The following is a 25,998-nucleotide window of genomic DNA, read 5'->3' on the forward strand; positions in this document are numbered from 1 at the left end:
GCGCGCGCTGTGACTTCCAGGGCCTGATGTTCACCCAGCAGATCGACCATGCGTGAGCTGTCGTACTCATTCATCTGGCAACCGTGGGTTTCGATGTAAAGCTTCTTGGCCATGGGTGTTCATCAAGTGGTTCAAAGAACCGCGCATTATAGGGGGCAAGCTCGCGGCTATCTACCGCTGTGCGTCCGGCGGCTATGCTATAGTTCGCGCCCTCTTTTATACCTTCAGATATTTACCCGCCCACCATGACCAAACGCGAAGCTCCAATCTACAAGGTGATTTTCCTCAACCAGGGCCAGGTGTTCGAAATGTACGCCAAGCAGATCTACCAAAGTGACCTGTGGGGCTTCCTGGAGGTAGAAGAATTCGTCTTTGGTGAGCGCACGCAAATGGTCGTCGATCCGAGCGAAGAAAAACTCAAGGCCCAATTCGAAGGCGTGGTGCGCAGTTTTGTGCCGATGCACTCGATTGTGCGCATCGACGAAGTCGAGCGCCTGGGCACACCGAAAATCAGCGAAGCCCGTGGCACGAGCAACGTGATGCCATTTCCTTTTCCGATGCCGGAGAAGTAGGGCGCATAACAGGCAGGCTAAAAAACCTTTAAAAGTCAGTGTCGGGTTTTTACAGGCCCAGCCTGTTGCACGAAAAATGTCCGCATTTTCAAGAGTTTGAGCAGGGTTGATATAAGACGGATCAATCCTGTTGTTTGTGTTTTCTGGGTGTTTGAAATTTCATGGCTTTATATAAGTGTTTTCTTACTGAAGATTGATATTTTTCTGTCTAGATTTTTATTGTGTTAAGTTTCTGTGAGCGTATTGTTTTCTTGTCAGCTGATCGGCTACCAATGTTGGCGGGTGCGGTGAAGTCTATTAACAGGATGGATTTCTCACTTATCAAGGAGACGCTTGTTTCTGACGATGTATTGCTGTGCAGTAAATGGATGCTGTTGGGGGCTCAAATAGCAATGCAGTATTGCAGGGGGTTTTCTTTTCTTAAATAAAAATACGTTAATTACTATCAAGTTCTCCCTCCTTTGTTTCAGGTGGACGAGATTTGGCATCACTGTCCTTATTTTGGGGTTAGAAGTGAAGAGGATGGGGTTAACTTGAGAGTCGCTTTCGATGTTGTGCAAACATTGCACGAGATTGAATTTGGAAGGAAGATGGTTTCTGTTTGGGGGATAACTGATGCGTTATGACATCTATATGTGGCGTTCCCTGTTTCCTTTCACCACGAGTCGAATCGTGCCCTACTGCGGTATTACACTCTTACTGGCCATAATCGCCCCAGCGATCTTGCATTTATTGCCTATGTACTGGCCATCTATTCAGTGTTGGCGGTCATGGTGTCGATGTCGTTGGCTGCAACGGGTAACCTCGTTGCCGAGCATGCCAATAGTCCACATGAAAAAATGAGTTTGTTTCGTGGAGGTTTAAGTGTTGCTGTGATAATGGCGTCAATTGCTCTACTGGTTAGCCTTGGGCTTGTTATGTTGATGGACTGTTTTCCGGGCGCTCAGATGGGCGTTGGTAAGGTTAAGTTCTTGGCGGTTATCTACGTCGGTGCGATACCCTTATTAGTTGTTAATACGTTTCTCCATTTTTTTCATGAGGCGAGTGGTGATGCTCGGGCGTGCTCAATGATAAAGGCAGGAGCGACTGCTTTATCATTGTTCTATCTGGTTGTGGTTTTTTTTGTTGTTGATGTCGAGCATTTTATTTTTTGGGCGGCCGGGTATTTTTTGTTCGGGGAGACCGTGTTGTTGGTTTGTTTAGTAAGGCTTTCATGGGCGCGTGAACTTGAGTTTTCTCCGATGCATTGCAGACGTACAGTTCGGAATGTTGTGATGTTGGGTTTTCCTATTGCGTTTGGGTTGGCCGGGCAAAAGCTGTATTTCTATTTGCTGAATGAAAAGTTGGCGTCAACCATGGCGATATGGGTCGCCCAGTTATCAGTTTATATGTCGGTGATCGGGTTGTTCATGATCCCTGTTGTAGCCTATTGTCAGGCTCACAGCCTTTATATCAGTCGATATGCGGGGCGGCGTTGGGAGTTTTATGTCAAAGGTCAGTTGGGGTTATGGATGTTGGTTGGCGTGCTGCTCTGTGCGCTTTCATTAACAGGTCACTCTATTTTTTTTGGGTTGGGAGGGGAGATAGTTACGTTTGATCGTGGCGCTTTTATATCGGCCAGTTGTCTTTTGGTTAGTGGTTCAGTTCTATCTCTGAGTACCTCTCATTTACGCGTTATGCGCGATGTCTTGGTGCCTCAGTTCATCATGAATAGCGTGATGTTGAGTGTGCTGATACCGATTATTTTTTTTGTCAGCGTGGGGGCCAGAGACATTCATTTCTACCTGAGACTACAAAGTGCAGGCTTGCTGGCAGGTTTTTTGTTTCTGCAGTTGCGTATTCGATCCATGCATGCGAGAGAAACCGAACTCGCAGCCGTTTAAACGTCAAGGCAATGGCGAAAACGGTGAGCGTCCGTCTGCTGATTGCAGCTCTAGCAGGTAGTTGCGGAATATTTGGCCGAGTATCTGGGTCGCGGTTTCGAGTTGGTCGCGGGGCATTTGTTCGGCCACTTCGTCTGCGGTGTCCAGCGCCTCTTCGGCACCGTTGACAGCCGCCATTTTCAAGACGATGTACGCCTGGATGTTATTGGCCGGTACGCCTTCGCCCTTGAAGAACATGGTACCCAGCTGGAATTGTGCCTGGGCGTGGCCTTGCAGCGAGGCCTGTTCGAAGTAGGTGAGGGCCAGGTTGAGGTCGCGTGGGGTGTTTTTACCGTCGTAATAGAACTCGCCCAACTCGTATTCGGCTTGCGCATCCCCGGATTTAGCCGCCTGTTCACAGGCAGCGAGTGCCTCGGCGAGGTCTTCGGGCTGAGTATTCAGGGTGCAGCGACCCATTGCTGGGATCAACAACGAGTTACCGCCTGCTTGGGCAAGCAGCGGCTGTAGGAGCAACAGGCAGCCCAGTGCAAGGGCGCGGCCGGTGCGGTTCATGGGAATCGACGTACCTCTGAAAGACGGGCTGACCCGACCAAGGAATATGTAAGCGCGCATTATGAAATAAGCGGAGCCAACCTTACAAAGTCTTTACTCGTTTTTCTGCTGCGTGTCCGCCATAAGCATTGATTTAAGACGATATTGGACGGGCGGGGTGAATGATTAGCGCTGTAAGGCGTATTTAAGGAACACCAAACCCTGTAGATGCGAGCTTTTTACGATCAAAAGATCGCGAGCAAGCTCGCTCCTACAGAGGGTTCGGGGTTACTTCAGCGCTGCAAACGCACGTTCAGCGGCGTCCAGGGTCAGTTGCAACTCCGCTTCGCCGTGAGCGATGGAGGTAAAACCGGCCTCGAAGGCACTCGGCGCCAAGTACACACCGCCTTCCAGCATCAGGTGGAAGAAGCGTTTGAACAGGTCTGCATCGCTGGCCATCACATCGTCAAAGGTCACGATGTCATCGGCACCGCTGAAGTACAGGCCGAACATGCCGCCTGCCTGTGTGGTAACAAACGGGATGCCCGCCGCATCGGCGCGCTGTTGCAGGCCGTCGAGCAGGCGGGTGGTGTACGCGGTCAGCTCGGCATGGAAGCCCGGGCGGCTGATCAGGCGCAACGTAGTCAGGCCGGCGGCCATGGCCAGCGGGTTGCCCGACAATGTGCCTGCCTGGTAGACCGGGCCCAGCGGCGCAATGCACCCCATGATTTCGCGCTTGCCGCCAAAACAGCCGACCGGCATGCCGCCACCAATGATTTTGCCGAACGTGCTCAGGTCTGGCGTGACGCCGTAATGAGCCTGTGCGCCCCCCAGGGCAACGCGGAAGCCGGTCATCACTTCGTCAAAAATCAGCACGATGCCGTGCTGGTCGCACAGGCGGCGCAGACCTTCAAGGAAGCCCGGTGCCGGTGGTACGCAGTTCATGTTGCCTGCGACCGGCTCGACGATAATGCAGGCGACGGTGTCGCCCACTTCGGCCAACAATTTTTCAACCGCGTCGATATCGTTAAACGTGGTGGTCAGGGTGTGCTTGGCGAAGTCGGCCGGCACGCCGCCCGAGCTTGGCACGCCTTGGGTCAGTGCGCCGGAACCGGCTTTCACCAGCAGGCTGTCGGAATGGCCGTGGTAGCAGCCTTCAAATTTGAGGATGTTGTCGCGGCCTGTAAAGCCACGCGCCAGGCGAATGGCGCTCATGGTGGCTTCGGTACCGGAACTGACCATGCGCACCATTTCCATCGACGGCACGATGGCGCACACCAGGTCAGCCATCTCGGTTTCCATGGCGGTCGGCGCGCCGTATGACAGGCCGTGCTCCAGTTGCGCACGCACCGCATCGAGCACGTCCGGGTGGCTATGGCCCAAAATCATCGGCCCCCACGAGCCCACATAGTCCACATAACGCTTGTCGTCTTCGTCAGTGACGTAGGCACCTTCCGCGTGTTTGAAGAACAACGGGGTGCCGCCTACGCTCTTGAACGCACGAACAGGGGAGTTAACACCGCCGGGGATGTGTTTTTGAGCGTTGGCAAACAGGGTTTCGGAACGAGACATGGTGGGCTCTCTCAGAATCAGGATTCGGTATTTAAAGTGAAAGCAAATCGTTGAAGGCGCGGGCGCGACGGGTCACGTCCCGGGTTGATTCGGCTCCAAACAGGCCATGAACCACCGCCAGCAAATCGGCGCCGTGTTCGACCAGAGGTGCTGCGTTGTCCAGGGTAATGCCGCCGATCACACAAATGGGCAGGTCCAGCTGTTTGCGTGCCTGGTCGAGGACGTCCAGGGTCGCAGTGGGTGCGCCGGGTTTGGTGCTGGAATTGAAAAAACGGCCGAACGCAACATAGCTCGCACCTTCTCGGGTGGCCTGTTCAGCTAATTCAAGCTGGCTGTGGCACGTTGAACCGATAATGGCTTTAGCGCCCAGAAGGGCACGGGCTGGGGTCAGCGGGCCATCTGTCTGCCCCAGATGAACGCCCACGCCCAGCCTGGCCGCCAGTTCGGCATCATCGTTGATGATCAGGTGCGCTTTGTAACGCTCACACAAACCCTGCAAGGCTTCGGCTTCACGCAGCCGGCGGGCCTCGTCGCCACTTTTGTCGCGGTACTGCAACAGCGTCAAACCGCCGTCGAGGGCGGCCTCGACATACGGGAGAAACTTGCCCGTCAGCAGTGCACTGTCGGTGATGGCGTACAGGCCACGCAGCTTCATAGGTCGAGCCTCATGGGTTATGAGCAGAAGTCCAGTGGCAAGCGGCGCGGTACAAATTGCCCCTGCCCCAGTTGCTCCGCATCGCGCAAGGTGCGCCACGTGTAATTGAGCGCGGTTTCGACTGCACTGACCAGGCCTTCGCCAATGGCCAGGCGCCCGGCCAACGTACTGGCCAATGTGCAGCCCGAGCCGTGATAGCTGCCCGGCAAGCGGTAACAGGTGAAGGTGTGGCGGCTGCCGTCGCGGCTGTACAGGCGGTTATGGACTTCGTGTTCATCGCCGTGGCCACCGGTGATGAGCACGTGTTTGCAAAAAGGCAGGAGTTTTTCGGCGCATTCGTCGGCGCTGCCTTCGGGCAGTTCGGCCAGAATACGGGCCTCGGGCAGGTTCGGCGTAGCAATGGTGGCCAGCGGCAGCAGGCGCTCGCGCATGGCGTATCCCACCTCGTCCTTGCCCAGTCGCCCGCCGCCGCCCGCGCGCAGCACCGGGTCGCAGACCATCGGTAACGTCGGGTTGGCCTGAAGCAGTTCGACCACGGTGTCGACCATTTCCAGGGAGCCGAGCATGCCCAGCTTGACGGCCGCAATGGTGGAGTCGCTGAGCACGGCGTTGGCTTGTGCCAGCACCCACGCTCGATCCAGCACGCGAAAATCGCTGACATTGACGGTGTTCTGCACGGTCAGGGCCGTCACGACCGGGGCGGCGTGACAACCTTGGGCCAGCAGGGCTTCGATATCTGCCTGCAAGCCGGCACCCCCACTGGGGTCATGGCCGGAGAGACAGAGGACAACGGGGCGAGAGCTGTAGGTATTCATGGTGCGCGAGCTTACCACCAAACGGTTTTTGGGGGCGCTTTGCACCGTGCACACCTGTGGTTTTTCGGCATGAGCAGGGGCTTTTTTTGTGGCCTGTTCCCGCTGTAATGCCCAGTTTAGAGCCTTCTCTTTGATTTTTAAGTTGATGTATTTTTGCCATCATCGGCTATGATAAAGTGACTTCAAATCTATAACTGATCATCCGGCCAGCGCCGCCTCCCACTGCAATGAGGGGCTGCGCGCGTTATCGGGAGAGCACTGCTGGGGCTGTATGCGCTATTGGGTGATGATGTTTTTGGGCTGGCTACCGCTGCTGGCCGGCGCAGTAGCGTTCGACGAAACCACAGAAAGTCTGCCCTTGGGCCGGGTGATGCAGGTGTTCGAAGACGTCGGCGGCCAAGCGACACTGGCCGATGTCATTGCCCAGGACAGCCTGTTCAAACCCCATGATAAAACCACGCTGAACGCGGGTTACTCGCGCTCGGCTTTCTGGTTGAAAGTGAATTTGCGTTATCAACCGCAGAACCCCCGTATCCAGCGCACGTGGCTGCTGGAACTGGCTTACCCGCCCCTGGACCATATTGACCTGTATAAGGCTGGCCCCGATGGGCAGTACGAGTTGGTCGAGCGCACAGGGGATGCGTTGCCGTTCAGTAGCCGCCAGATCAAAGAAAACAATTACCTGTTCGAGGTCAATTTCAGCCCAGGGCAAGCGCAAACGCTCTATCTGCGCCTGGCCAGCGAAGGATCAATCCAGGCTCCGTTAACGCTTTGGTCGGCGCAGTCCTACCTCGAAGAACAGCCCATCCGCATTTATATTCTGGGCCTGATTTACGGCGTCTTGCTGGGCATGCTGGTTTACAACCTGTTTATTTATATCAGTGTGCGTGACACCAGCTACCTCTATTACATCCTCTATATCGCCTCGTTTGGCCTTTACCAACTGTCCGTCAACGGCGCTGCGGTGCAGTACTTCTGGCCAAACAACCCGTGGTGGGCCAATGCCGCGACCCCCTTTCTGATTGGTGCGGCGGCGTTCTTTGGCTGCCAGTTTACCCGCACGTTTTTGCTCACGGCTTCTCACAGCCGTTGGCTGGATCGCGCCTTGGTAGGCCTGATGGCCTTTGGCGTGCTGGTGATGGGGCTCGCGCTGACCACCAGCTATGCCATTTCCTTACGCCTGGCCACCGGGTTGGCGCTGGCGTTTATCGTGACCATCTTCGTTTCCGGTGTTGTGGCTTGGTGCAGCGGCCTGCGAGTGGCCCGCTATTTTGTGATTGCCTGGTCGGCCTTTTTATTGGGTGGCCTGGTCAACACCTTGATGGTGCTGGGTTATTTGCCCAACGTGTTCCTGACCATGTACGCCAGCCAGATAGGTTCGGCCATCGAGGTAGGGCTGTTGTCCCTGGCGCTGGCTGACCGTATCAATGCCATGCGCGACCTGCAGGCCCGCACGTTGCAGGAATCCGGGCAAAAGCTCGCTGAAATGAACCAGCAACTGGCCCGCAGTAATCAACTCAAAGACGAGTTTCTGGCCACCGTGACCCATGAACTGCGCACCCCCATGAACGGAGTGATCGGCTCACTGGAGCTGATCAAAACCCTGGACATGCACCCTGAGCTGGAACAGTACACCCACACTGCCGAAACCTCGGCCAAGGCCATGATGAGCATGGTTAACGGCATGTTGACGTTAACGGAACTGCAAGCGCGGCGGCTCGTTGCCCAGCCCCGACCGTTCAGCCTGAACCAACTGGTTCAGGGCTTGAGCCAGCCGTTCGGAGCACGGGCGCGCAGTAAAGGCCTGACGTTCCGGCCCGATATTGCCCGCCATGTGCCGGAACTGTGGGTGGGTGATGCCGAGAAAATTCGCCAATGCCTCGAATGCCTGCTGGATAACGCGGTGAAATTCACCCGTGAAGGTTCGGTGGTGCTGCGGGTCACCGGCAAACCCTTGAGTGCGGGTCGTTGGACCCTTGTGTTTGATGTGATCGACACTGGCATCGGATTTGTTCACCAGGAAGGTGCCATGTTGTACCAGCATTTTTTTCAGGTCGATGGCTCCATGACCCGAGAGTACGGAGGGTTGGGCATCGGGCTGGCGATCTGCCGACAGGTTGTTGAACTGCTGGGCGGCCACCTGACTCACTATTCCGAATTGGGGCTGGGTTCGCAGTTCCGCTTTTCCCTGGACCTCGAAGCGCCTGGCGACGTCGCGGCATCCCCTCAGCCTTTCGACGGCCTGTAACCGGCCCCATTCACAGGGGTTGCGGTCTGTTCAATAGGGCAAACACGCCGACAGTTAGGCGTATATGCCACTTGTGATGACGCAGAGGCGTGCTTCACTGGCTGCTTGGCATCATTTTCAGGAGCCCGCGCCATGAACCTGCACGATTACGCCGAAACCCACGATGTGACCAATCAACCGCCATCGTTGGATGGCGTGAACCTGTACCGCATTGACCTGCCCTTGCAGCAGTGGGGCCAGCGCTATGGTGCTGCCTGGGCGCGGGACCGAATTGATCGGTACGGCGCACTGGCAGGTGGGCCGTTGATGGCGGCGGGTTTTCTGGCCAACGAAAACAAACCCGTGTTTGTCAGCCATGACCGCTACGGCCATCGGATTGATCGCGTGGACTTTCATCCGGCCTACCATGAGCTGATGCGCACGGCGGTTGAACACGGCTTGCCGTCCTTGCCCTGGACCGACCCGCAACCCGGTGCTCATGTGGCCCGTGCCTCCATGACGTACCTGCACACCCAAGCCGAAGCGGGTACCGGTTGCCCGCTGACCATGACCTTCGCCAGCGTCCCGGCCTTGCGGTTGCAACCGGACATCGCCCGACTCTGGCTGCCCAAGGTGCTCGCCACCGAATACGACCCGCGCAATGTCGATTTTAGTCAAAAAAGCGGTGTCACCCTCGGCATGGCCATGACCGAAAAACAGGGTGGCACCGATGTGCGGGCCAACACCACCCGGGCCTACCCGGTGGGTGCTTCGGGGCCGGGACAGGCCTATGAACTGCTGGGCCATAAATGGTTCTGTTCAGCCCCGATGGGTGATGGCTTTCTGACTCTGGCCCAGACGGACAAAGGCCTGAGCTGCTTTTTGCTACCGCGTCATCGACCAGACGGCAGTCGTAATGAGTTCTATATCCAGCGGCTGAAAAACAAATTGGGCAATACCTCCAACGCGTCCAGCGAGGTCGAGTTCCGTGGGGCGTTGGCGTGGATGATCGGTGAAGAAGGGCGCGGCGTGCCGACGATTATTGAAATGGTGGCCATGACCCGTTTCGATTGCATGGTCGGATCCAGCGCTTTGATGCGTCAGGCATTGACCCAGGCCAGCCATCACTGTGCCCATCGGCTAGTGGGTGGTCGGGTACTGGCAGACCAGCCGCTGATGCAAAACGTACTCGCAGACCTGGCATTGGAAAGCGAAGCCGCCCTGGCCTTGAGCCTGCGCATGGGGCGTGCGCTGGATCACCTGGACGATCCACAGGAAGGGGCGTTTGCGCGTCTGGTCACAGCGGTGGGCAAGTACTGGATCTGCAAACGGGCCCCCGCAATGATCAACGAAGCGGCCGAATGCATGGGCGGCGCGGGGTATGTCGAAGACAGCATCCTGCCACGGCTGTACCGCGAGGCCCCGGTCAATTCCACGTGGGAAGGTTCAGGCAACGTGCAGTGCCTGGACGTATTGCGCGCCCTGTCCAAAGAAGCAGGCGTACTGGACGCCCTGTTTGCCGAACTGGGCGACGGCCACGGCGACGCGCGTTTGGCTCAACACATCACCCACCTGAAGCAGGCGCTCAAGGACACCGACGCCCTGCCATACCGCGCCCGCCAACTGACAGAAGACATCGCGCTGGGCCTACAGGCCAAACTGCTGCTGGAGGCGGGCAACAGCGACGTAAGCGACGCGTTTATTGCCAGTCGCCTACAGGGCAGCGGCCGCGTCTACGGCACCTTGCCGCGTGGAGTGAACGTCGCAGCGATCGTCGCTCGCTCAACCCCGCAAGGCTGTGCATAGGGGACATTTGGTTGGGAGCTCGCTCGCAATAGCTGTGCGTGTTACAGCTATTACGAGCCATATATTTTCAACGAATTGATAGGATCTCCGTCAGTAATTATTAGGAGGTAATGGTTGTTTCTTGAGTGCATTTATCTATTTTCTATTAAGTATATTATTGATCACGTCAACCGCCTTATCGATGACGGCCTCCTCGCTAAGGTCGGTAGTGTCAATTCGCACACAGTTTGTCAAGCCGCAGCGTTGGTAGCTGGAGCGAACCCGATTTTGATAGTCGATAAAACTCTTAAGGCGGTCTTCATCGCCCCCGTCGTAAGCCCCGCTCTCACTAAGGCGAAAAGCACCTTTTCTTTGAGCGGCAATAATGGGGTCAACATCCAAAAAAATGATGGCATCAGGCTTCTTTATGGTGGTGAATACTGCGAGTGCCTCATCTGCTATTGTTGAGTCTTTGAGTAAAAAACGGGCTAAGTATTTATAGTACCAACCATCTGTAATGCAACTTGTCCCATTCTCCATTAATGGTCTGATAGCCGCATAATCGGTGGCTTGAAACCAAGCCGCTATTAAATTTAACCAATGCCTGTCTCCGAGTTGTTCTAATGGAGCATCCTCGGGATAGTCCCAGAGAATTTCTCGAATCCGGGCCATATGGAATTCGGTATAGCCTGTTGTTACGGGCGGTCTGTTTTTATCGATGAAGCTTAATCGAGGGTGAAACCCGCAAACTCTGTCATACACAGCTCGCGCGGTTGTAGACTTTCCGGCACCATCAGTGCCTTCGAATGCAATGAGCAAAGCACGGCAAGGGGTAGTGTTCATGCAAATCCTCCTAAATAGGCTTCTGTGTCTAAAGAGTTTCTACCGCTTCCCTCAATTAATGGCTGAAAATTCTCTTTTCGATAGATTTCCGACATTTTCTTTCCGAGTGCTCTTAGATAATTGGTTGAGGGCCTCGGGAATTCTGCGAACTGCGACCCCGCATCTGGGTGGAAAACGGCAACAGCGGGTACTACCCCCATATTTCCAAAGTACTCAATACCTTCAATAAGAGACTCTAAAGGCTCCATGCCGGCCACGAAACCTACGTACACATTGCCACGTCCCAAAGTTTCTACTGCAGCCTCGAAAGCAGCAAGAAATCGATCTCGCGTATAATCTTGAGCTTTTCCTGGGCACACGGTCGAAAAAAGTGCTGGGTCGAATACCTCTAAACTCATGGACATGTTGTTGCCAAGCGTTTTAAAACGCTCAAATAGACGAAAATCTTTCGGCGGCATCGAAATCAAGTGATATTCCAGCGTGCTATTTGAGTTTATTATTTTTACACGCTCAAGCAAGTCCATATGCATTGAGTACCCCTTGTCATAATTCGGTATCGTGCCCCCATTAAGTAAAACGCGTGTGTATCGTTCCCTTTCTTTCCTGATGGCCAAACTTACGGCTTCTCCTGCTAGATCACCTTTAATACACATCTTATGATCTGATAACCTGTTTCTTGCCGCCCCCAAAGAGCAGAACTTGCATTCTCGATCGTCATTGAAATAGTAACAGTGCCCTGGGGAAAAAATTCCCAGGGTCGAATCCCCATATACAGTGACATGTTGCTCGAATAGCTCGCCGCTACTCAAAAGTTCTCCATATGAAATAGGTCGCTTAGGGAAAGTGATATTGATGATATTATTTTTATATCTAAGGATTGGTGAATCGTGCTCTACATCTATGACGAGTTCGGAGTTTGGATTGTAGTTGGCTCCAGCAATTATCCCGCTGTCAAGAATTATTTCTTGAGGTGTACGAAAGCTTGCATCAAGGATTAAGCTATCACCTGTACCGTATGCTCGTCTCTTTTCAATTGATTCAGTCTGGAATTTGTAGTATTTGAGGAATTTCTGGGTGAGGTTTACACCTTTGCATAATAGTTCAAGTTTAAGATTCACGGTTTCGATTAGCATGCCAGGTATTCCATTAAGTTAATGTGATGTTACAATAGATATAAGCTCTTTAGAGGATAAGGCAATCAATGTTCCGTAATCTGAAAGAGCGGCATTTGAAGGGGGTAATGAGGCTCTTGGTGTTCCTGATGCATCAAATAGCGCTCCGCCTGCTTCTTTCAGAATAAGTTCCGCTGCGGCAATATCACAGCTACGTTCATGCCCAGGCTTACCAATATCAATAAAAGCATCGAGAGCACCAGCAGCAATGAGGCAAATTTCTAGCGAGGAGCATGAACAGACTCTAATTTTATGTGCCGCCCAAATAAGTTGCTCCATGCGGATTTGATCTTTATGTGACTTTGGGCGGTGAAAGGCGATTCGCATATCTTCTATTTTATTAACATTACGAGTTTGAAGTCGTTTAATGATAATGGGTGATTGAAGAAAAGCACCTTCACCTAATGCTGCGGAGTATGATAAGTCTCTTGAGATGTCATAAACCCAGCTGTATATGTAAATTCCGTTATGAGAAAGTGCAACACTTGATGTAAAAGCTGGAAATCCTGAAATCGCATTATGTGTACCATCTAAAGGGTCGATAAGCAGGTAGAACTCTTCGGTATGCCCAAGTGTTCGTGTAGGATTCTCCAGTTCCTCAGAGAAAATTGTAATGGATAGACTAATATTGGAAAGGCAGTCCAGTATTATTTTCTGGCAGTCTAGGTCGTATGAGGTTTTGGAGTAATCAGGCTTTTGGTTTTTTTTGAAATCAGGTAAGCCGGCCAAGATGCTGGCCCAATAACGGCGTAACTCTTTTCTGGCCGCATATAAGCAATTTTCAAGTTCCGCGATTTTTTCACACTGAAATAAGGGCCTCATGTTGGTTCAACGTTTAAAAGCTGTAAATGCCAACTATCTCTGTCTAATAGTGAGGCGTAATCTCTTACGTCGAATAGTTTTCCGGCGTACACAGCATAATCCGCCGCGATAAAGGCACTGAATGTTTTTGGAAACAGTGCGACTGTTTTGATTTCTATGTCATAACCGTATTGTGCCCTTATTGTATTTGCTGCCTGTCTGAGACTCCCTCCTGTATAGGACTTGTCGATAATAAGCCATGTGTCATTGGGTTTTTTTGGGGTGGGGAAAATGCCATGAAATGAGTTATCTTTATTCAGGATTCCTGCATCGTTTTGTCTATGTATTTCTGAGAAGTATATATGCTCATCTCCGGTTGCGGCCATATATCCGAGAGCAAGAGGCAAACCAGCTGATAAAATAAATAGCTTGTTTTTTGAGATTTTATTAATTTGATGCCAGACTTCGTGATCTTCATATATGTATCTGGTATTGAATGCACTGCAACTGTCCCAATGCTCATGAGATACGTATTTGCTGTAAAAGTCGCAAAAAATGTTATGGAAGTCTATGGTCTGTGCGCTAGTGTTTATCAAGAGGCGGTTTTTAGAGATGCCTCGGTTAAATTTTTTTTCTCTGAAGTACAGTGAGTCATACTTATGGTAAAAAAAGCTTCCCGGACTAACGAGGTTTTCAAGTTTTTAAGAGTATCTTTGGCTGGACCAAAAATAGCTATTTCAGGCGACAAGCCATCGCCTTCAACTCTACCGACTCCGACTCTTTTGATTTTTCGGGAGCTTGAATTTAAGTGATTCCAAATACTTAATATTTCCTTGCTAGACATGCCGTTGTAAATTGGTTCAAGGTTGCTTAAATCACAGATCATTTCTTCAGGATGACGAAGGGCAAATGAGACGTTCTGAAGATGGCAACCGTTTTTTATAGCAGTGCGATAAATATAATAGTTGCTAGTCTGAATCCCACTCAATGTTCGCCAGCAATGATGCTCGCTAATTATGGTTATTGGGTATGTATTTCTCTTTGTTAGGTCGTGGATTTCTGTTTCATGGCTCATCGGATACTTCCTTTTTGGGTCGTGTAATACGAGTTGAGTAATGGTTGTAAAAAGCTATCGGTTAAGAATTTTGCTTATTCTGAATATATAGAGAAATCGTTTGAGTAATAGAAGCATTAAGGTTAATGAACAAATGGTTAAAGTTAAAAATATCGCGCTGAGATTGTGCTCGTATAATAGATGTAAAATGCTATAGGTGGTCAGGCCTAATAGGTTAAGTGATAGAATTGTCATTAGTGCTGGGACCCAAAAATCCCCCATGCTTCTTAGTGTTGTGCGTGTAATGATGTAAATGTATTCAAATAGTATGAAGGGTAAGGATATTATTATGTTCTTTTCAATTAGTCGGCGTATCGCGGTGTTAGATGTATATATGAGTGATATGTGTTCGATGAACAAAAGTGATGCGATTAAAGTTGGAATGAGCACTGAGAGTCCAACTGACATACCTTGAATGTATGAGCTTCTCAGACTAGGAAAATTCTTTGATGTAAAGTGATGGGCTACTACAATACCTGTTCCGTTACCTACTCCAATGGAGATCATATATACAATGCTTAGGAAGTGCAAAGAAGCTTGATACGCAGCAAGGCTTGAGTCACCCAAGGATTTTGAAATAAGGGTGAATATGAAAAATAAGGAACTCTCTCCGCCGAGACAAAGTGCTAATGGCAATCCATTTAAGAAAAATTTTGCATAGGCCGCTCTTGAGATGTTCTGATAATGACGGAATTGTGGGATGTAAGCGCGGATATTCAAGTTGAACGTGCATAATGTTAGTGCGGTAAAAAGCCACTTCAGCACTACATATGCTGATATGAAATATGTAGCCTCTATTTTTTTGTCGGTAAGTGTAAGGAGGGTTCCTGCTATGACGATGCTAAAATTGAATAGCCATACGTAAGTAAGTTCGTATTTTGTTATTTTTATAGCATTGAAAAAGTTGAAAATTGTTAGCTGAATAAAGGTGGCTGGAAGGTGCAGCGAGAGTATAAGTAGTAATTTGCTACTTTGTAAGTTGATGTCCTTGGTGGGTGAGTTGTATTGGATTATTGTGTGGATGGTAATGCAGCTTATTATGAGAGCTCCGAATAATATGGCGTATCGAAAAGAAATATTCAAATCGTGTGCAATGTTGTCTCTAGTTAGATCGTTCGATCCGGCCACTTTTACCAGCAGTGGAGAAAAAAATCCAATGCCGACAACCGTTAAAAATGACGCTAACGCCCAAGCAAATGATGCATCACTTAGTGCGCTAACAGCGAAGTGACCTATGAATGAAAAATAGATAAGCGAGGCGATCATCTCGCCAAGCCTGGAGAGTATTAAAGGAATCGAGATTCTGGCAATTTCCATATTCTATCACCGTGGTGTAGTAGGTCTCGTATGGAAATATGATAGAGAAAAGGCTTCAGTCCCACTCTTTGAGAAGGCTCGTTAAAGAAGGTGTTCCTTCAGCAGCAAAATATTTCATCCTGAAGTAATATTCGCATTTGGATACCTTGTGGTAGGTGTGGTTGCGGTTATTGAATTCTGTATTTAGTGCGGTAAGGGATTTTTGTGTCGATGGATATAAGGTAGATTTTTTTAACAATTGCTCGATGGCTAGAAAAACCATATCCATGAAGTCAAGCGTTTTAAGGATGTATCGACGGCACTCTTCTTCTGTGTTGGCTCCTTCTCGACTCAGAGAGAAAAATACATCCTTGATTTCATTGAAACCATTAACTCTGAAGATGTTAGAGTAGATCCATTTGTAATGTTTGTTGGTCGTTCCTGTCAGGTAGGTAAAACTCATGGTTGTTTTTAGCATCATGTCTCTTACAATTTCACACCCCATCCAGAGATTACCTGACTGCCAGCAACCTTGGACATCTTGGAATGCATAAAATACGGGAAGTTTTTCACGGTGGGCAAGATAGATATGTTTCTCGATAGGGAGGCTGGACTTTAGTTGGTTGAACTTCTGTTCATTCGTTAATGCGTGGCCTGTTAGTGAACGATGAATGACGTTGTTTTCCGTATTTGATAGTACCGGTTCATATAAAAAGCGCTGATCATTTGTGACTTGATGGTAGGCTTTATCAATCTTGAGTGTTATTTTCCTGAGCTCATCGAATGTTATGTAGTCTGCGTCAATGTGGAGGCTTGTGTCGCCAAAAAAGTCTGTCGTGTTATGTACGCCTTCGCCGCCAGTGATGCAGTGGTAGTTGCTATCTGTAACGAGTGCATGTTTACGCGACTCAATGTCTATTGCTGTAGGCCTTTGATCACACATTACAATGCAGTCTATATCAGAGTGAATGCTACCAATTCCTTCAATCAGGCTGCCTGCAACAACGAGAATGCTCGTATTTTTTAAGAACGCTCGTTCTAGTAAGTATTGTTTTGGGATGGATATTTTCCCCTCTAAAATTAAGATGTCGCTTTCAGATACTTTCGATTCGGCGATTTTTATAAGAGGGGTCATTGAATGTGGCTCCCTTATCTTGTGCGCAAGTCACATATTGTGTTTTGTAGGAATTAAAACTGTAGTGGTCAATTTGCTAGGACGTCAATTTTTTTTAGGAAAAAAGACGGTTCTTTGATAAGGCTGTTACTTATCTTTATCTGTTGTTGGATTTGTCTATTGTCATATAGAGCTTGTTCCTACATGCATAGTTGATTTCTATTTTATGACATGAGTGCCAATTTTATGTCGCTATTACACACAAGGGTTAGCAGCTTCGCGTCAGCCAAATTTGATAGGGGGTAGAGCCTTTAACCGTTAACTCACCGCATCTGAGGTTCTGCGGCTTGCTGCGTATGGCGGCTGCACCAAATCTCAATTTGCCACTATTCAGTGTTCCAGTGAGGCAGCGATGCAGGCAAGATAAAGGCCTGCCCGTTCTGAAGACAGGATGCTTATTGTGACTGAAGCTTTTATGGTCGTTTCTACCGCTGAAGAGGCCGTCGACCGGCTCGCCGCGTTGCACGAACGCGCAACCACGGCGCTGAGTCAGGCGCTCAAGCGTTACCTCAAGGACCGCGTCGAGCCCACGGCGCAAGAGCGCGATCTGTTCCGCTACCCGGAACTGCGGCTGACCAATACCATTCATGGCGAAATCCCGACCACGACCCGCGCTTATGCCAAGGTTCAGTTGCCGGGCACTTACAGCGTGACCGTGACCCACCCAGGGGCCTTTCGCAATTATCTGCTGGAGCAACTGGTGCCGCTGATGCGCGACTTCACGGTTGTGGTTGAAGTGGGCGTGAGCCAGCAAAATATTCCTTACCCCTATGTGGTTGAGCAGGGCGATGAGTTGGCCGGCTCCGGGGTTACGGCCGCCGCGCTGGCGCGGGTTTTCCCCAGTACCGACCTGTCGGCCGCCACCGATGGCATTGCCGACGGTCTGTACGATTGGGCCAACACTGATCCGCTGCCGCTGGCGCTGTTTGACGCCGCCCGGGTCGATTTTTCCCTGCGCCGCCTGGTGCATTACACCGGCAGCGACTGGCGGCATGTGCAGCCCTGGATCCTGCTGACCAACTACCACCGCTATGTCGACCAGTTCATCCTCCACGGCCTTGAACAATTGCGCGACAACCCACGCTTTGTGCGTATGGTTCTGCCGGGCAACGTGCTGATCGAAAAATCCATGGACTACGGCGAAGCCCAGGCTATTGCCGCGGGAGTGGTGTGGCACCGCTACCAAATGCCTGCTTATCACTTGCAGGCCAACGACGGCCACGGGGTGACGCTGGTCAATATCGGCGTAGGCCCGTCCAACGCCAAGAACATCACCGACCACCTGGCCGTGCTACGCCCGCATTGCTGGCTGATGATTGGCCACTGTGGCGGCCTGCGTCAGTCGCAAACCATTGGCGACTATGTGCTGGCCCACGCGTACATGCGCCGCGACGGCATTCTGGACCGCGTGGTGCCGCCGAATATTCCGATCCCGGCGTTGGCTGAAGTGCAGTTGGCGTTGCAAGAAGCCGCGGCTCAAGTCACGGGTGAGCGCGGCGACGAGCTGAAAAAGCGTCTGCGCACCGGCACCGTACTGACTTACGACGACCGTAACTGGGAACTGCGCTGGGCCGAGGAACGCCCGCTGATCAACCTGTCGCGCGCTGTGGCCGTGGACATGGAAAGCGGCACCATCGCGGCCCAGGGTTATCGCCTGCGGGTGCCGTATGGCACGTTGCTGTGCGTGTCGGATAAACCGCTGCACAGTGAAATCAAACTGCCAGGCTCGGCCAACGCGTTCTACGAGCGCGCTGTGAGCCAGCATTTGAAAATCGGCATCGCCGCCGTGGATTTGATGCGTAGCCAGCTCAACTCGTTGCACTCGCGTAAATTGCGCAGCTTCGACGAGCCGCCGTTCCGCTAATCCGAATGGTCATTTAGCGGTCAGGCAGCTAGCATTGCCAGCCCTGATCGCTGGATGTTCTTTTTGTCATGTCCCGTCCTGTTCGCCCCGCCTCACGCCGTCCGGCCCCCAAAAAACCCAGCCCTCAGGGTGCCAACCGCCGTGTGGCCAAGGCTGCGCCGTCTGACCCCAAGCTGTACCTGTTCAATAAACCGTTCGATGTGCTGACCCAGTTCAGCGATGAAGGCGGGCGGGCGACGCTCAAGGATTTTATCCCCATACCGGGCATTTACCCGGCCGGTCGCCTGGACCGTGACAGTGAAGGCTTGTTGTTGCTGACCAATGATGGCCGGTTACAGGCGCGCATTGCCGACCCCAAGCACAAGTTGCCCAAGACCTATTGGGTACAAGTGGAGGGTGAGCCGACCGATGAGCAGTTGCAGCAGTTGCGTGACGGTGTGGAACTCAATGACGGCAAGACTTTGCCCGCCGAAGCCCGTGCGCTGGAAGAACCGTCGTTGTGGCCGCGTAACCCGCCCGTGCGCTTTCGCAAGAGCGTGCCCACGTCTTGGCTGGAACTGGTGATTCGCGAGGGGCGCAATCGTCAGGTGCGTCGCATGACAGCAGCGGTCGGCTTGCCAACCTTGCGTCTGGTGCGCGTGCGCATTGGCGACTGGACGATCGATGGGCTGGAGCAGGGGCACTACAAAGAAGTGCCCGCCACGTTATAGCGCGCCGGACTCGATCAGCCCGATCACCACACTTTTGATGATAAACGCGGCGACGCCCAGGCCCAGTACGAAAAACAGGATAAACGAGCCGAACCGCCCGGCCTTGGATTTCTTTGCCAGGTCCCAGACGATAAAGGCCATAAAAATGATCAGGACGCTGACCAGAATCGTCATCATCCACTCTTCAAGCAAGGCAGGATCCATCAGTGTTCTCCGGCAAGGGCAAGGTCAAAAAGCCGAGGGAGTATACGCCAAGGGGCAGAGAGGGATGATTGACCTGTGTAGGAGCAATCAAGCGTCGACCGGATGCTCCCACAGGCTTTGCCACAATAACGTGGCGTCAGCGCGCCAAGCCCAATCTGTAGGAGCGAGCTTGCTCGCGATCTTTGGCTTGCGATTTTTCAAGATCAACAGATCGCGAGCAAGCTCGCTCCTGTAGTTGCCTTCAGGTGCGCAGGTGGGTCAGCGGCAGTTCGGTGCTGTTGAGCACCTGATTGAGCACAAAGCTCGAACGAACGCTGGTCACGCCGTCGATGCGGGTCAAATGGCCCAGCAGCAGCTTTTGATAGTGATCCATGTCCGGCACCACCACTTTCAACTGGTAATCGGCGTCGACGCCCGTGACCAGGCTGCATTCCAGCACTTGGGGCAGATTGCGGATCGAGGCTTCAAAGTTCTCGAACCGCTCGGGGGTATGGCGGTCCATGCCGATCAGCACATAGGCGGTCAGGCTCAGCCCCAGCTTTTTGCGGTCCAGCAGTGCGACCTGTCGGTCAATGTAGCCGTCATCTTCCAATTGCTTGACGCGCCGTGAGCAAGGCGAAGGTGACAGACCAATGCGCTCAGCCAACTCCTGGTTCGAGATGCGCGCATCGCGCTGTAATTCCGCCAAAATGCTCAGGTCGTACCGGTCCAGTTTGCTCACGAAGACACCCTTTCTCATAACTATTGCGTGAAAGTATCAGCCTTAAGGCAAAAATTGCGCAAGTAATGTTTTATTCAGCAATCTTCGCAATCCCCTGCTTCAGCCTCAGGCCTATGCTTATTAACAGAATCACTGCCCGGACATAGAGTCCACAGCGGCCCGCCGAATCAGGCCAGCCGCGGCCGCCAACCCCACAGGGGAACGCTGGCCCCCGGGCTACGCACCGTTCAGAAGACAGTGTGAGGTGAGCCAACATCACGAGTGTTGAGCCAGGACCGAAAAATTCAAAGGGCGACCGACGGGTCGCCCTTTTTTATGGTCACAAATAAGTGACACGCTACGCGGCCCTTGGCAGAACCGGTTGCTGATTTCTCAGTCTTACCTTTACACCCCCCCTTCTTGATGAGAACAACCATGACATCGCGCATCTGGCGTTTGGCCGCTGTGGGATTGCTTTATGTGAGCGCCAGCGCGCAGGTGCTGGCCGATGGGCCGGGTGATGGCAACCCTCAGCAGGCGCGCCCCAACGGCGGCCAGCAGCGCGGTGAGCAAGGCGACAGGGGCAATAATCAGTCTCGACCCGATCGCGCGATGCCCAACTCGGGCCGGGGTGAGCCTCAGGGCGGCCAGTGGCAAGGTCGGCCTCATCAGGACAACGTGCGCCCGGCTTCGCCCGCTCAGCCGCCGGGCAACACCTTGCCCATCCAGCCGCGACCCGGGGCCGTGCAACGCTCTTGGCCTGGCCAAGGCAACGCCTGGCAAACCGCACCCCGTCAACCCGGCTATCACTCGCCTTGGCAGGGCGCGGCAAACCCAAGGCCCGACGCTCATCCCCGTGACTCGCGCTGGGCGGGCCGCCCAAGCGGGCAGGGTAATGGCTGGGGGGCCGGGCCGCAGTATCGGCCGGGCTATATCGTCGATCGGTTCCCCGGGCAGCACTGGCAAGTACCGTATCGGGGGCAGAACTACTTCTTTTCTGGCGGTTATTGGTATCGCCCGCAAGGCCCACGTTACATCGTGGTGCAGCCACCGTACGGCATTCGCGTAGGGTATTTGCCGGACTACGCGCGGGAAGTATGGGTTGGCAGTACGTTGCTGTTTCTGGCGGCCGGGGCGTATTACGCCTACCAACCTGGCACCCAGGACTACATCGTGGTTCAGCCGCCCACCCCCGTTGCGCAACCGGTGCAGCCACCCGTCAACAACGGTTATGACGTGGTGGCCTGGCCGATGAACGGTCAAAGCCCTGCGCAAATCAATCAGGACCGCTACGACTGTTACCGCTGGTCGGTGGACCAGAGCCACTTTGACCCGGCGCATATGGCTTATGCGCCTGCGCCATCGGTGGTTCAGGCCTATCGGCAGGCGCAGGGCACCTGCCTGAGCAGCCGGGGTTACCAGGTGACGTATTAAACCGGTGAGCGGGTTTTAGGTTTGACCACTTCCGGCGGGTCGGCGTGTACCAGCACGTCGGCCTGCGGGTAGGCGTTCTTGATGGCGTCCATGGCCTGGTCGCTGATGGCATGGGCCGCTGACAACGTCAGCTCGCCCGGCAGTTCAAGGTGCAACTGCACAAACCACACATTGCCCGAGACCCGCGTGCGCAAGTCGTGGGCACCCAGTACGCCGGGAACGCTGCAAGCCAGCGCCAGCATTTTTTCGCTGACGTCGCTGGGCAACTCTTCGTCCATCAACACCTTGAAACTCTCACGGGCGATCTGGAGTGCGCTCCAGAGGATGTACACCGCAATGCCCAGGCCGAACCAGGCATCCAGTTGGGGAAAGCCCACGGTGGACAGCACCAGCGCCACCAAAATACTGCCATTGAGCATCAAGTCCGAGCGGTAATGCAGCGAGTCCGCCCGCACCGCGTTGGAGCCCGTCGCCTTGACCACGCGGTGTTGCAGCATCAGCAGCCCCACGGTCATCACCAGCGAAAATATAATCACGGCAATACTGAGCCATGGCGCGCCCACGGGCTCGGGGTGCTTGAGGCGTTCCACCGCCTGGTAGGCGATGAGTACCGCACTCACGGCGATAAACACCGCTTGCGCCATGCCCGCCAGCGACTCGGCCTTGCCGTGGCCATAACGGTGGTCGTCGTCGGCGGGGCGCAAGGCGTAATGCACCGCCAGCAGGTTGAGAAACGAAGTCACGCCGTCGAGCATCGAGTCGGTCAGCCCGGCGAGCATGCTGATAGAACCGCTGAACCACCAGGCGATGGCCTTGGTCACGATCAGCACACCCGCCACCGCCACCGACGTGCGGGTGGCCAGGCGTAACAGGCGGGCGTGTTCCTGGCTGCTGGTCATAATCGGTCCTTGAGTCAGGCGGCGGGTTTGAGGCCGTACATCGCCAGTTGTTGAGCGCTGCCTGTGTGCTGGATCAGGCGGGGGTCGTTCAGCGGGAAGCTATGGCCCAGTTCACTTTCAAGAATCGCCTGCAACTTACTGTTATCGACCTTGCCGTCTGCGCCGATGGCTTCGTTCAGTTTTTCCGGGGCGATGTGCGCGGTTTTACCCGGCGGGAAATAAATGGCTCCGGTGGCGAAGTCGACGCCGAACGCGATCAGCCCCGGAATCACATAAAACAGCAAGCCGACGGCATCCAGCGCCACCACCACAGGATCGATTTTGCCGTCGATCTGGCCCCGCCGATCCGGGAAGAAAATACTGCCGCACGCCGTCAGTTGGGTAAACAGGGCCGCCGCTACTACACCGCCGATCACACGCGAAACGCTACGCATAGCAAACACCTCGAAGAAACGTGAAGTCTAAGACCGCACTTAATACCAGACAGTTCGCCGTTATACTCGCCGTACTGTTCTGGAGCCACCATGATTTCCTTGCCGATTGATGAAGTTTTACCCGCCTTGTGTCAGGCATTGCGCGAACGCAACGAGGTTGTGCTCGAAGCGCCGCCCGGTGCGGGTAAAACCACCCGTGTGCCGCTGGCCTTGCTCAACGAGCCTTGGCTGGCGGGGCAGACCATCGTTATGCTCGAACCCCGTCGGCTCGCCGCCCGCGCCGCTGCCGAGCGGCTGGCCAGCGAGCTGGGTGAAAAGGTCGGTGAAACGGTCGGCTATCGCATCCGCCTCGACAGTAAAGTGGGCCCCGACACCCGCATCGAAGTGGTCACCGAAGGCATCCTGACACGGCGTTTGCAGCAGGACCCGGCACTGGAAGGTGTAGGGTTGCTGATCTTCGATGAGTTTCATGAGCGTAGCCTCGACGCTGACCTGGCGCTGGCCTTGAGCCTCAATGGCCGTGAGTTGTTTCGTGATGAGCAGCCGCTGAAAATCCTGTTGATGTCGGCCACGCTCGAAGGCGAGCGGCTCGCCGGGTTGCTCGATGACGCGCCGGTGCTGCGCAGTGAAGGGCGCATGTACCCGGTAGCCATGCGCTGGGGTCGGCCGTTTGTGGCCGGTGAGTTTATTGAGCCGCGCGTGGTGCAAACGGTGTTGGATGCCCTGACCGATGACAGTGGCAGCCTGCTGGTGTTTTTGCCCGGCCAGGCCGAGATTCGCCGGGTGCATCAGCAACTGGCCGAGGCGCTGGATTCACGGCACGACATCCTGCTGTGCCCCTTACACGGTGAATTGGACCTGGCGGCACAACGGGCCGCCATCGAGCCCGCTCCCGCCGGCACGCGCAAAGTGGTGCTGGCCACCAATATCGCGGAAACCAGCCTGACCATTGATGGTGTACGGGTGGTGATCGACGCGGGGCTGGCGCGGGTGCCGCGCTTTGATCCGGGCAGCGGCATGACCCGCCTCGACACCCAGCGCATCTCACGGGCCAGCGCCACCCAGCGCGCCGGGCGGGCAGGGCGGCTGGAGCCCGGCGTGTGTTACCGCCTGTGGTCTGAAGACCAGCACGGGCAACTGGCAGCGTATGGCAGTGCAGAAATGTTGCAGGCCGACCTGGCCGGGTTGGCGCTGCAACTGGCACGCTGGGGCGTGACCCCGGGCGAGTTGACCTGGCTCGATGTGCCTCCTGCTGCCAGTTATGCACAGGCTCAGCAACTGCTTGAACGGTTGGGGGCCTTGAGCGCCAGTTGCACACTCACCCCTCACGGCGAGGCAATGGCCGAGGTGCCCGCCCACCCGCGCATTGCGCACCTGCTGCTGCGCGGGCAGGACTTGGGCCTGGGCACCCTGGCCAGTGACGTGGCGGCGCTCTTGGGCGAGCGCGATATCTTGCGCGGTGCCGGTGCCGATGTGCATAGCCGGCTGGCTTTATTGGCGGGTGAAAACCAAGCTGCGCGGGGCGCACAGGGCGGGGTTCAGCGCGCCCGACAACTGGCCCGACAATACCGTGGCTACTTGCGTGGCAAGGCTACCCGGCCGGTAGCTGACCCACAGCATGCGCGCTGGCTGGGGGCCTTGCTGGCGCTGGCCTACCCCGACCGCATTGCGCAACAACGCAAACCGGGCGGCGCGGAATACCGCCTCGCCAATGGTCGTGCGGCCCTCTTCAACGAGGTCGATGGCCTGATGAAACACCCGTGGCTGGTGATTGCCGACCTGGGCAGCCGACAGGGCCAGCGTGAGGAACGCATCTACCTGGCGGCCGAGTTTGATCCGGCCCTCTTCGACGACGCATTAGCAGACCTTGTGAAGTCGGTAGACGAACTTGATTGGGATGAGCGAGAAGGGGTGCTCAAGGCCGAGCGGCAATTGAAGGTGGGGCAGTTGGTACTTTCCACAAAGCCGTTGCCAAACCTGGACGAGCAAGCCCGTTCGCTCGCTCTGGTCAGCCTGGTCAGGCGTAAGGGTATTGAGCTACTGCCGTGGACGCCTGAGTTAAGACAGTGGCAAGCGCGGGTCGAACTGTTGCGTCAACTGGATATCCAGAATAGCCAGACCGCAAGCAAATGGCCGGATTTGAGCGATGCCAATCTAATCCAGACGCTTGAGGCGTGGCTCACGCCTTACTTGGGCAAGGTCACCCGGCTAAGCCATTTCAGTCAGTTGGACCTGTCCTCGATAGTCAGAAATCAGCTGCCTTGGGCGCTTGCGCAGGAGTTGGAGAGCCAGGCACCTCAGGCGATCCAGGTGCCTTCGGGTTCGAGCATCCGCATCGACTATTCAGAGTACCCGCCAATTCTCGCTGTGCGGCTACAGGAGTTGTTCGGGCTGGCCGAAACGCCTCGGATTGCTCACGGCAAACAGCCACTGACACTGCATTTGTTGTCGCCGGCCCGCCGGCCCGTACAGGTCACCCAAGATCTGGCCAACTTCTGGCGCAGTACCTATGTGCAAGTGAAAAAAGACCTCAAGGGTCGATACCCAAAGCACTTTTGGCCTGACAACCCTTTAATCGCAGAGGCTACCGCTAGAGCCAAGCCCAGAAAGCCATGAGTCTTTGTTCTCCGCAGACCGCTCTGTACGCACGGGGTTAGGCACTTGACGGGGTGGGCAGTCAACCCACCTTTACGGTGGCTGCATGGCTTGCTACCCCGTGGCAGCCGCATTCCAGCCGATGCCCATCCAGAACGATGCTTAGGCCGTTCATGCGCCGATGTGGGTGGCTTTCCGTGAACGCGTAAATACCCACATGCAACGGGCAGGTGGCCTTGTCGCCGAGCACGGCTATGGTTTTTCCGTTGAGCTGGTGAGTGCCTGCAAGCTGGCATTCGACGACCTTACCGCCACTGCTGGTGGCGTCGCCTAAACAAACAGGTCGTTTCATTGCGTGACTCCCGGCGCACCAAAGAGGAAGGGATCGGCCCAGCGGGTTTTGGCGTTTTGGGCTTTGGTGGCTTCGTCCGGTGGGCGGACCATCTGTACGGTGGTGGTGCCGTCGCTGCCGTTGTAGACCACGGCGCTGGTGCCGCCGTCGAGGTAGCTGGCCATGCTGGCGAGGTTGATGGCGACCAGTGCGCTGCTGACGCCGGTATTGCCCAGGCGACGGCCCAGGTCGTAGCCTTCTTCGACGTTGCCCAGCTCGATGCCGGTGCCGTCCGTATTCAGTGCGTGCAGGGCGTTGTTAAGGGTAATCAGGCCGTCGATATTGTCGGTGCTGTCGTAGAACACCCGCACCGGGGCGGTGCCTTCG

General features: G+C 54.4%; 24 protein-coding genes and 2 pseudogenes. 8 read left to right on the forward strand and 18 right to left on the reverse strand.

Translation table 11 applies throughout. The annotated features are described in order from the left end of the window. A partial coding sequence (locus tag Q1W15_RS16420) for a hypothetical protein (protein ID WP_300730263.1) occupies positions 1 to 113 on the reverse strand: 113 nt, incomplete at its 3' end. Between the two features lie 132 nt (positions 114 to 245). Between Q1W15_RS16420 and Q1W15_RS16425 the strand changes: the two genes are divergently transcribed. Then, a complete protein-coding gene (locus Q1W15_RS16425; RefSeq protein ID WP_300730241.1) occupies positions 246 to 572 on the forward strand; it encodes a DUF1820 family protein in 327 nt (108 codons plus the stop codon). A 635-nt stretch (positions 573 to 1,207) separates the two neighbouring features. Beyond that, positions 1,208 to 2,455: a hypothetical protein gene (locus Q1W15_RS16430; protein ID WP_300730242.1), complete on the forward strand. Its 1,248-nt coding sequence runs from the start codon at positions 1,208 to 1,210 to the stop codon at positions 2,453 to 2,455. 3 nt (positions 2,456 to 2,458) lie between these two features. On the opposite strand, the gene Q1W15_RS16435 is transcribed toward Q1W15_RS16430, so the two are convergent. From Q1W15_RS16435 to Q1W15_RS16450, 4 genes are all read right to left on the reverse strand, one after another. Continuing rightward, entirely contained in the window at positions 2,459 to 3,007 is a 549-nt protein-coding gene (locus Q1W15_RS16435; RefSeq protein ID WP_300730243.1) for a tetratricopeptide repeat protein, read from the reverse strand. A gap of 267 nt (positions 3,008 to 3,274) precedes the next feature. Further along, positions 3,275 to 4,558 (reverse strand): glutamate-1-semialdehyde 2,1-aminomutase, encoded by a 1,284-nt coding sequence (gene hemL, locus Q1W15_RS16440; RefSeq protein ID WP_300730244.1) that lies wholly within the window; start codon positions 4,556 to 4,558, stop codon positions 3,275 to 3,277. A gap of 31 nt (positions 4,559 to 4,589) precedes the next feature. Next, on the reverse strand, positions 4,590 to 5,213 hold the full coding sequence (thiE, locus tag Q1W15_RS16445; RefSeq protein ID WP_300730245.1) for a thiamine phosphate synthase: 624 nt from the start codon (positions 5,211 to 5,213) through the stop codon (positions 4,590 to 4,592). Between the two features lie 17 nt (positions 5,214 to 5,230). Then, positions 5,231 to 6,028, reverse strand: coding sequence for a hydroxymethylpyrimidine/phosphomethylpyrimidine kinase (locus Q1W15_RS16450; RefSeq protein ID WP_300730246.1), 798 nt, complete (start codon positions 6,026 to 6,028; stop codon positions 5,231 to 5,233). 271 nt (positions 6,029 to 6,299) lie between these two features. On the opposite strand from Q1W15_RS16450, the pseudogene Q1W15_RS16455 reads away from it, so the two are divergent. Continuing rightward, positions 6,300 to 8,228: pseudogene (locus Q1W15_RS16455) on the forward strand (sensor histidine kinase); the annotation flags it as partial. Positions 8,229 to 8,408: 180 nt separating this feature from the next. Then, positions 8,409 to 10,061 carry an acyl-CoA dehydrogenase family protein gene (locus Q1W15_RS16460; protein WP_300730247.1) on the forward strand — a complete coding sequence of 551 codons (1,653 nt, stop codon included), beginning with the start codon at positions 8,409 to 8,411 and terminating at the stop codon, positions 10,059 to 10,061. Between the two features lie 135 nt (positions 10,062 to 10,196). Here the strand turns inward: Q1W15_RS16460 and Q1W15_RS16465 are convergent, their stop codons facing one another. Genes Q1W15_RS16465 through Q1W15_RS16495 form a run of 7 tightly spaced genes read right to left on the reverse strand, consistent with a single transcriptional unit; the run spans position 10,197 to position 16,401 of the window. Continuing rightward, positions 10,197 to 10,883: a thymidylate kinase gene (locus tag Q1W15_RS16465; RefSeq protein ID WP_300730248.1), complete on the reverse strand. Its 687-nt coding sequence runs from the start codon at positions 10,881 to 10,883 to the stop codon at positions 10,197 to 10,199. Then, a complete protein-coding gene (locus tag Q1W15_RS16470; protein ID WP_300730249.1) occupies positions 10,880 to 12,016 on the reverse strand; it encodes a radical SAM protein in 1,137 nt (378 codons plus the stop codon). The genes Q1W15_RS16465 and Q1W15_RS16470 overlap by 4 nt, the downstream gene beginning before the upstream one ends. Positions 12,017 to 12,034: 18 nt before the next feature. Next, on the reverse strand, positions 12,035 to 12,877 hold the full coding sequence (locus Q1W15_RS16475) for an inositol monophosphatase family protein (protein WP_300730250.1): 843 nt from the start codon (positions 12,875 to 12,877) through the stop codon (positions 12,035 to 12,037). Then, on the reverse strand, positions 12,874 to 13,452 hold the full coding sequence (locus Q1W15_RS16480; RefSeq protein ID WP_300730251.1) for a phosphoribosyltransferase: 579 nt from the start codon (positions 13,450 to 13,452) through the stop codon (positions 12,874 to 12,876). The genes Q1W15_RS16475 and Q1W15_RS16480 overlap by 4 nt, the downstream gene beginning before the upstream one ends. Next, on the reverse strand, positions 13,449 to 13,931 hold the full coding sequence (locus tag Q1W15_RS16485) for a hypothetical protein (RefSeq protein WP_300730252.1): 483 nt from the start codon (positions 13,929 to 13,931) through the stop codon (positions 13,449 to 13,451). The genes Q1W15_RS16480 and Q1W15_RS16485 overlap by 4 nt, the downstream gene beginning before the upstream one ends. 54 nt (positions 13,932 to 13,985) lie before the next feature. Further along, a complete protein-coding gene (locus Q1W15_RS16490; RefSeq protein ID WP_300730253.1) occupies positions 13,986 to 15,287 on the reverse strand; it encodes an MATE family efflux transporter in 1,302 nt (433 codons plus the stop codon). A 55-nt stretch (positions 15,288 to 15,342) separates the two neighbouring features. Continuing rightward, positions 15,343 to 16,401 carry a hypothetical protein gene (locus Q1W15_RS16495; RefSeq protein WP_300730254.1) on the reverse strand — a complete coding sequence of 353 codons (1,059 nt, stop codon included), beginning with the start codon at positions 16,399 to 16,401 and terminating at the stop codon, positions 15,343 to 15,345. A gap of 430 nt (positions 16,402 to 16,831) precedes the next feature. Between Q1W15_RS16495 and amn the strand changes: the two genes are divergently transcribed. Together amn and Q1W15_RS16505 are read left to right on the forward strand one after the other, a co-directional pair. Continuing rightward, complete coding sequence (amn, locus tag Q1W15_RS16500) at positions 16,832 to 18,304, forward strand: AMP nucleosidase (RefSeq protein WP_300730255.1); 1,473 nt, start codon at positions 16,832 to 16,834, stop codon at positions 18,302 to 18,304. 143 nt (positions 18,305 to 18,447) lie between these two features. Beyond that, the gene (locus Q1W15_RS16505) at positions 18,448 to 19,014 is read left to right on the forward strand and encodes an rRNA large subunit pseudouridine synthase E (RefSeq protein WP_300730264.1); all 567 of its coding nucleotides are present in this window, start codon (positions 18,448 to 18,450) and stop codon (positions 19,012 to 19,014) included. On the opposite strand, the gene Q1W15_RS16510 is transcribed toward Q1W15_RS16505, so the two are convergent. Both Q1W15_RS16510 and Q1W15_RS16515 read right to left on the reverse strand, forming a co-directional pair. Then, the gene (locus Q1W15_RS16510; protein ID WP_060690612.1) at positions 19,009 to 19,218 is read right to left on the reverse strand and encodes a DUF2788 domain-containing protein; all 210 of its coding nucleotides are present in this window, start codon (positions 19,216 to 19,218) and stop codon (positions 19,009 to 19,011) included. The two genes, Q1W15_RS16505 and Q1W15_RS16510, sit on opposite strands and share 6 nt — an antisense overlap. 241 nt (positions 19,219 to 19,459) lie before the next feature. Continuing rightward, positions 19,460 to 19,957 carry an Lrp/AsnC family transcriptional regulator gene (locus Q1W15_RS16515; RefSeq protein ID WP_300730256.1) on the reverse strand — a complete coding sequence of 166 codons (498 nt, stop codon included), beginning with the start codon at positions 19,955 to 19,957 and terminating at the stop codon, positions 19,460 to 19,462. Between the two features lie 396 nt (positions 19,958 to 20,353). Here Q1W15_RS16515 and Q1W15_RS16520 point away from each other — a divergent pair, with 396 nt between their 5' ends. After that, a complete protein-coding gene (locus Q1W15_RS16520; protein ID WP_300730257.1) occupies positions 20,354 to 21,352 on the forward strand; it encodes a DUF6515 family protein in 999 nt (332 codons plus the stop codon). Here the strand turns inward: Q1W15_RS16520 and Q1W15_RS16525 are convergent. Continuing rightward, positions 21,349 to 22,251 carry a cation diffusion facilitator family transporter gene (locus Q1W15_RS16525; protein WP_300730258.1) on the reverse strand — a complete coding sequence of 301 codons (903 nt, stop codon included), beginning with the start codon at positions 22,249 to 22,251 and terminating at the stop codon, positions 21,349 to 21,351. The two genes, Q1W15_RS16520 and Q1W15_RS16525, sit on opposite strands and share 4 nt — an antisense overlap. 14 nt (positions 22,252 to 22,265) lie before the next feature. Continuing rightward, positions 22,266 to 22,685, reverse strand: a complete 420-nt coding sequence (locus tag Q1W15_RS16530) for a polyribonucleotide nucleotidyltransferase (protein WP_300730259.1) — start codon at positions 22,683 to 22,685, stop codon at positions 22,266 to 22,268. Positions 22,686 to 22,775: 90 nt separating this feature from the next. Between Q1W15_RS16530 and hrpB the strand changes: the two genes are divergently transcribed. Further along, on the forward strand, positions 22,776 to 25,301 hold the full coding sequence (gene hrpB / locus Q1W15_RS16535; RefSeq protein WP_300730260.1) for an ATP-dependent helicase HrpB: 2,526 nt from the start codon (positions 22,776 to 22,778) through the stop codon (positions 25,299 to 25,301). Between the two features lie 61 nt (positions 25,302 to 25,362). Here the strand turns inward: hrpB and Q1W15_RS16540 are convergent, their stop codons facing one another. Both Q1W15_RS16540 and Q1W15_RS16545 read right to left on the reverse strand, forming a co-directional pair. Then, positions 25,363 to 25,632, reverse strand: a complete 270-nt coding sequence (locus Q1W15_RS16540) for a PAAR domain-containing protein (RefSeq protein ID WP_300730261.1) — start codon at positions 25,630 to 25,632, stop codon at positions 25,363 to 25,365. Continuing rightward, a pseudogene (locus tag Q1W15_RS16545) lies at positions 25,629 to 25,998 on the reverse strand (DUF2875 family protein); the annotation flags it as partial. The pseudogene Q1W15_RS16545 and the gene Q1W15_RS16540, both read right to left, overlap by 4 nt.

The organism is Pseudomonas sp. (genome assembly GCF_030150285.1).
Taxonomy (GTDB): domain Bacteria; phylum Pseudomonadota; class Gammaproteobacteria; order Pseudomonadales; family Pseudomonadaceae; genus Aquipseudomonas.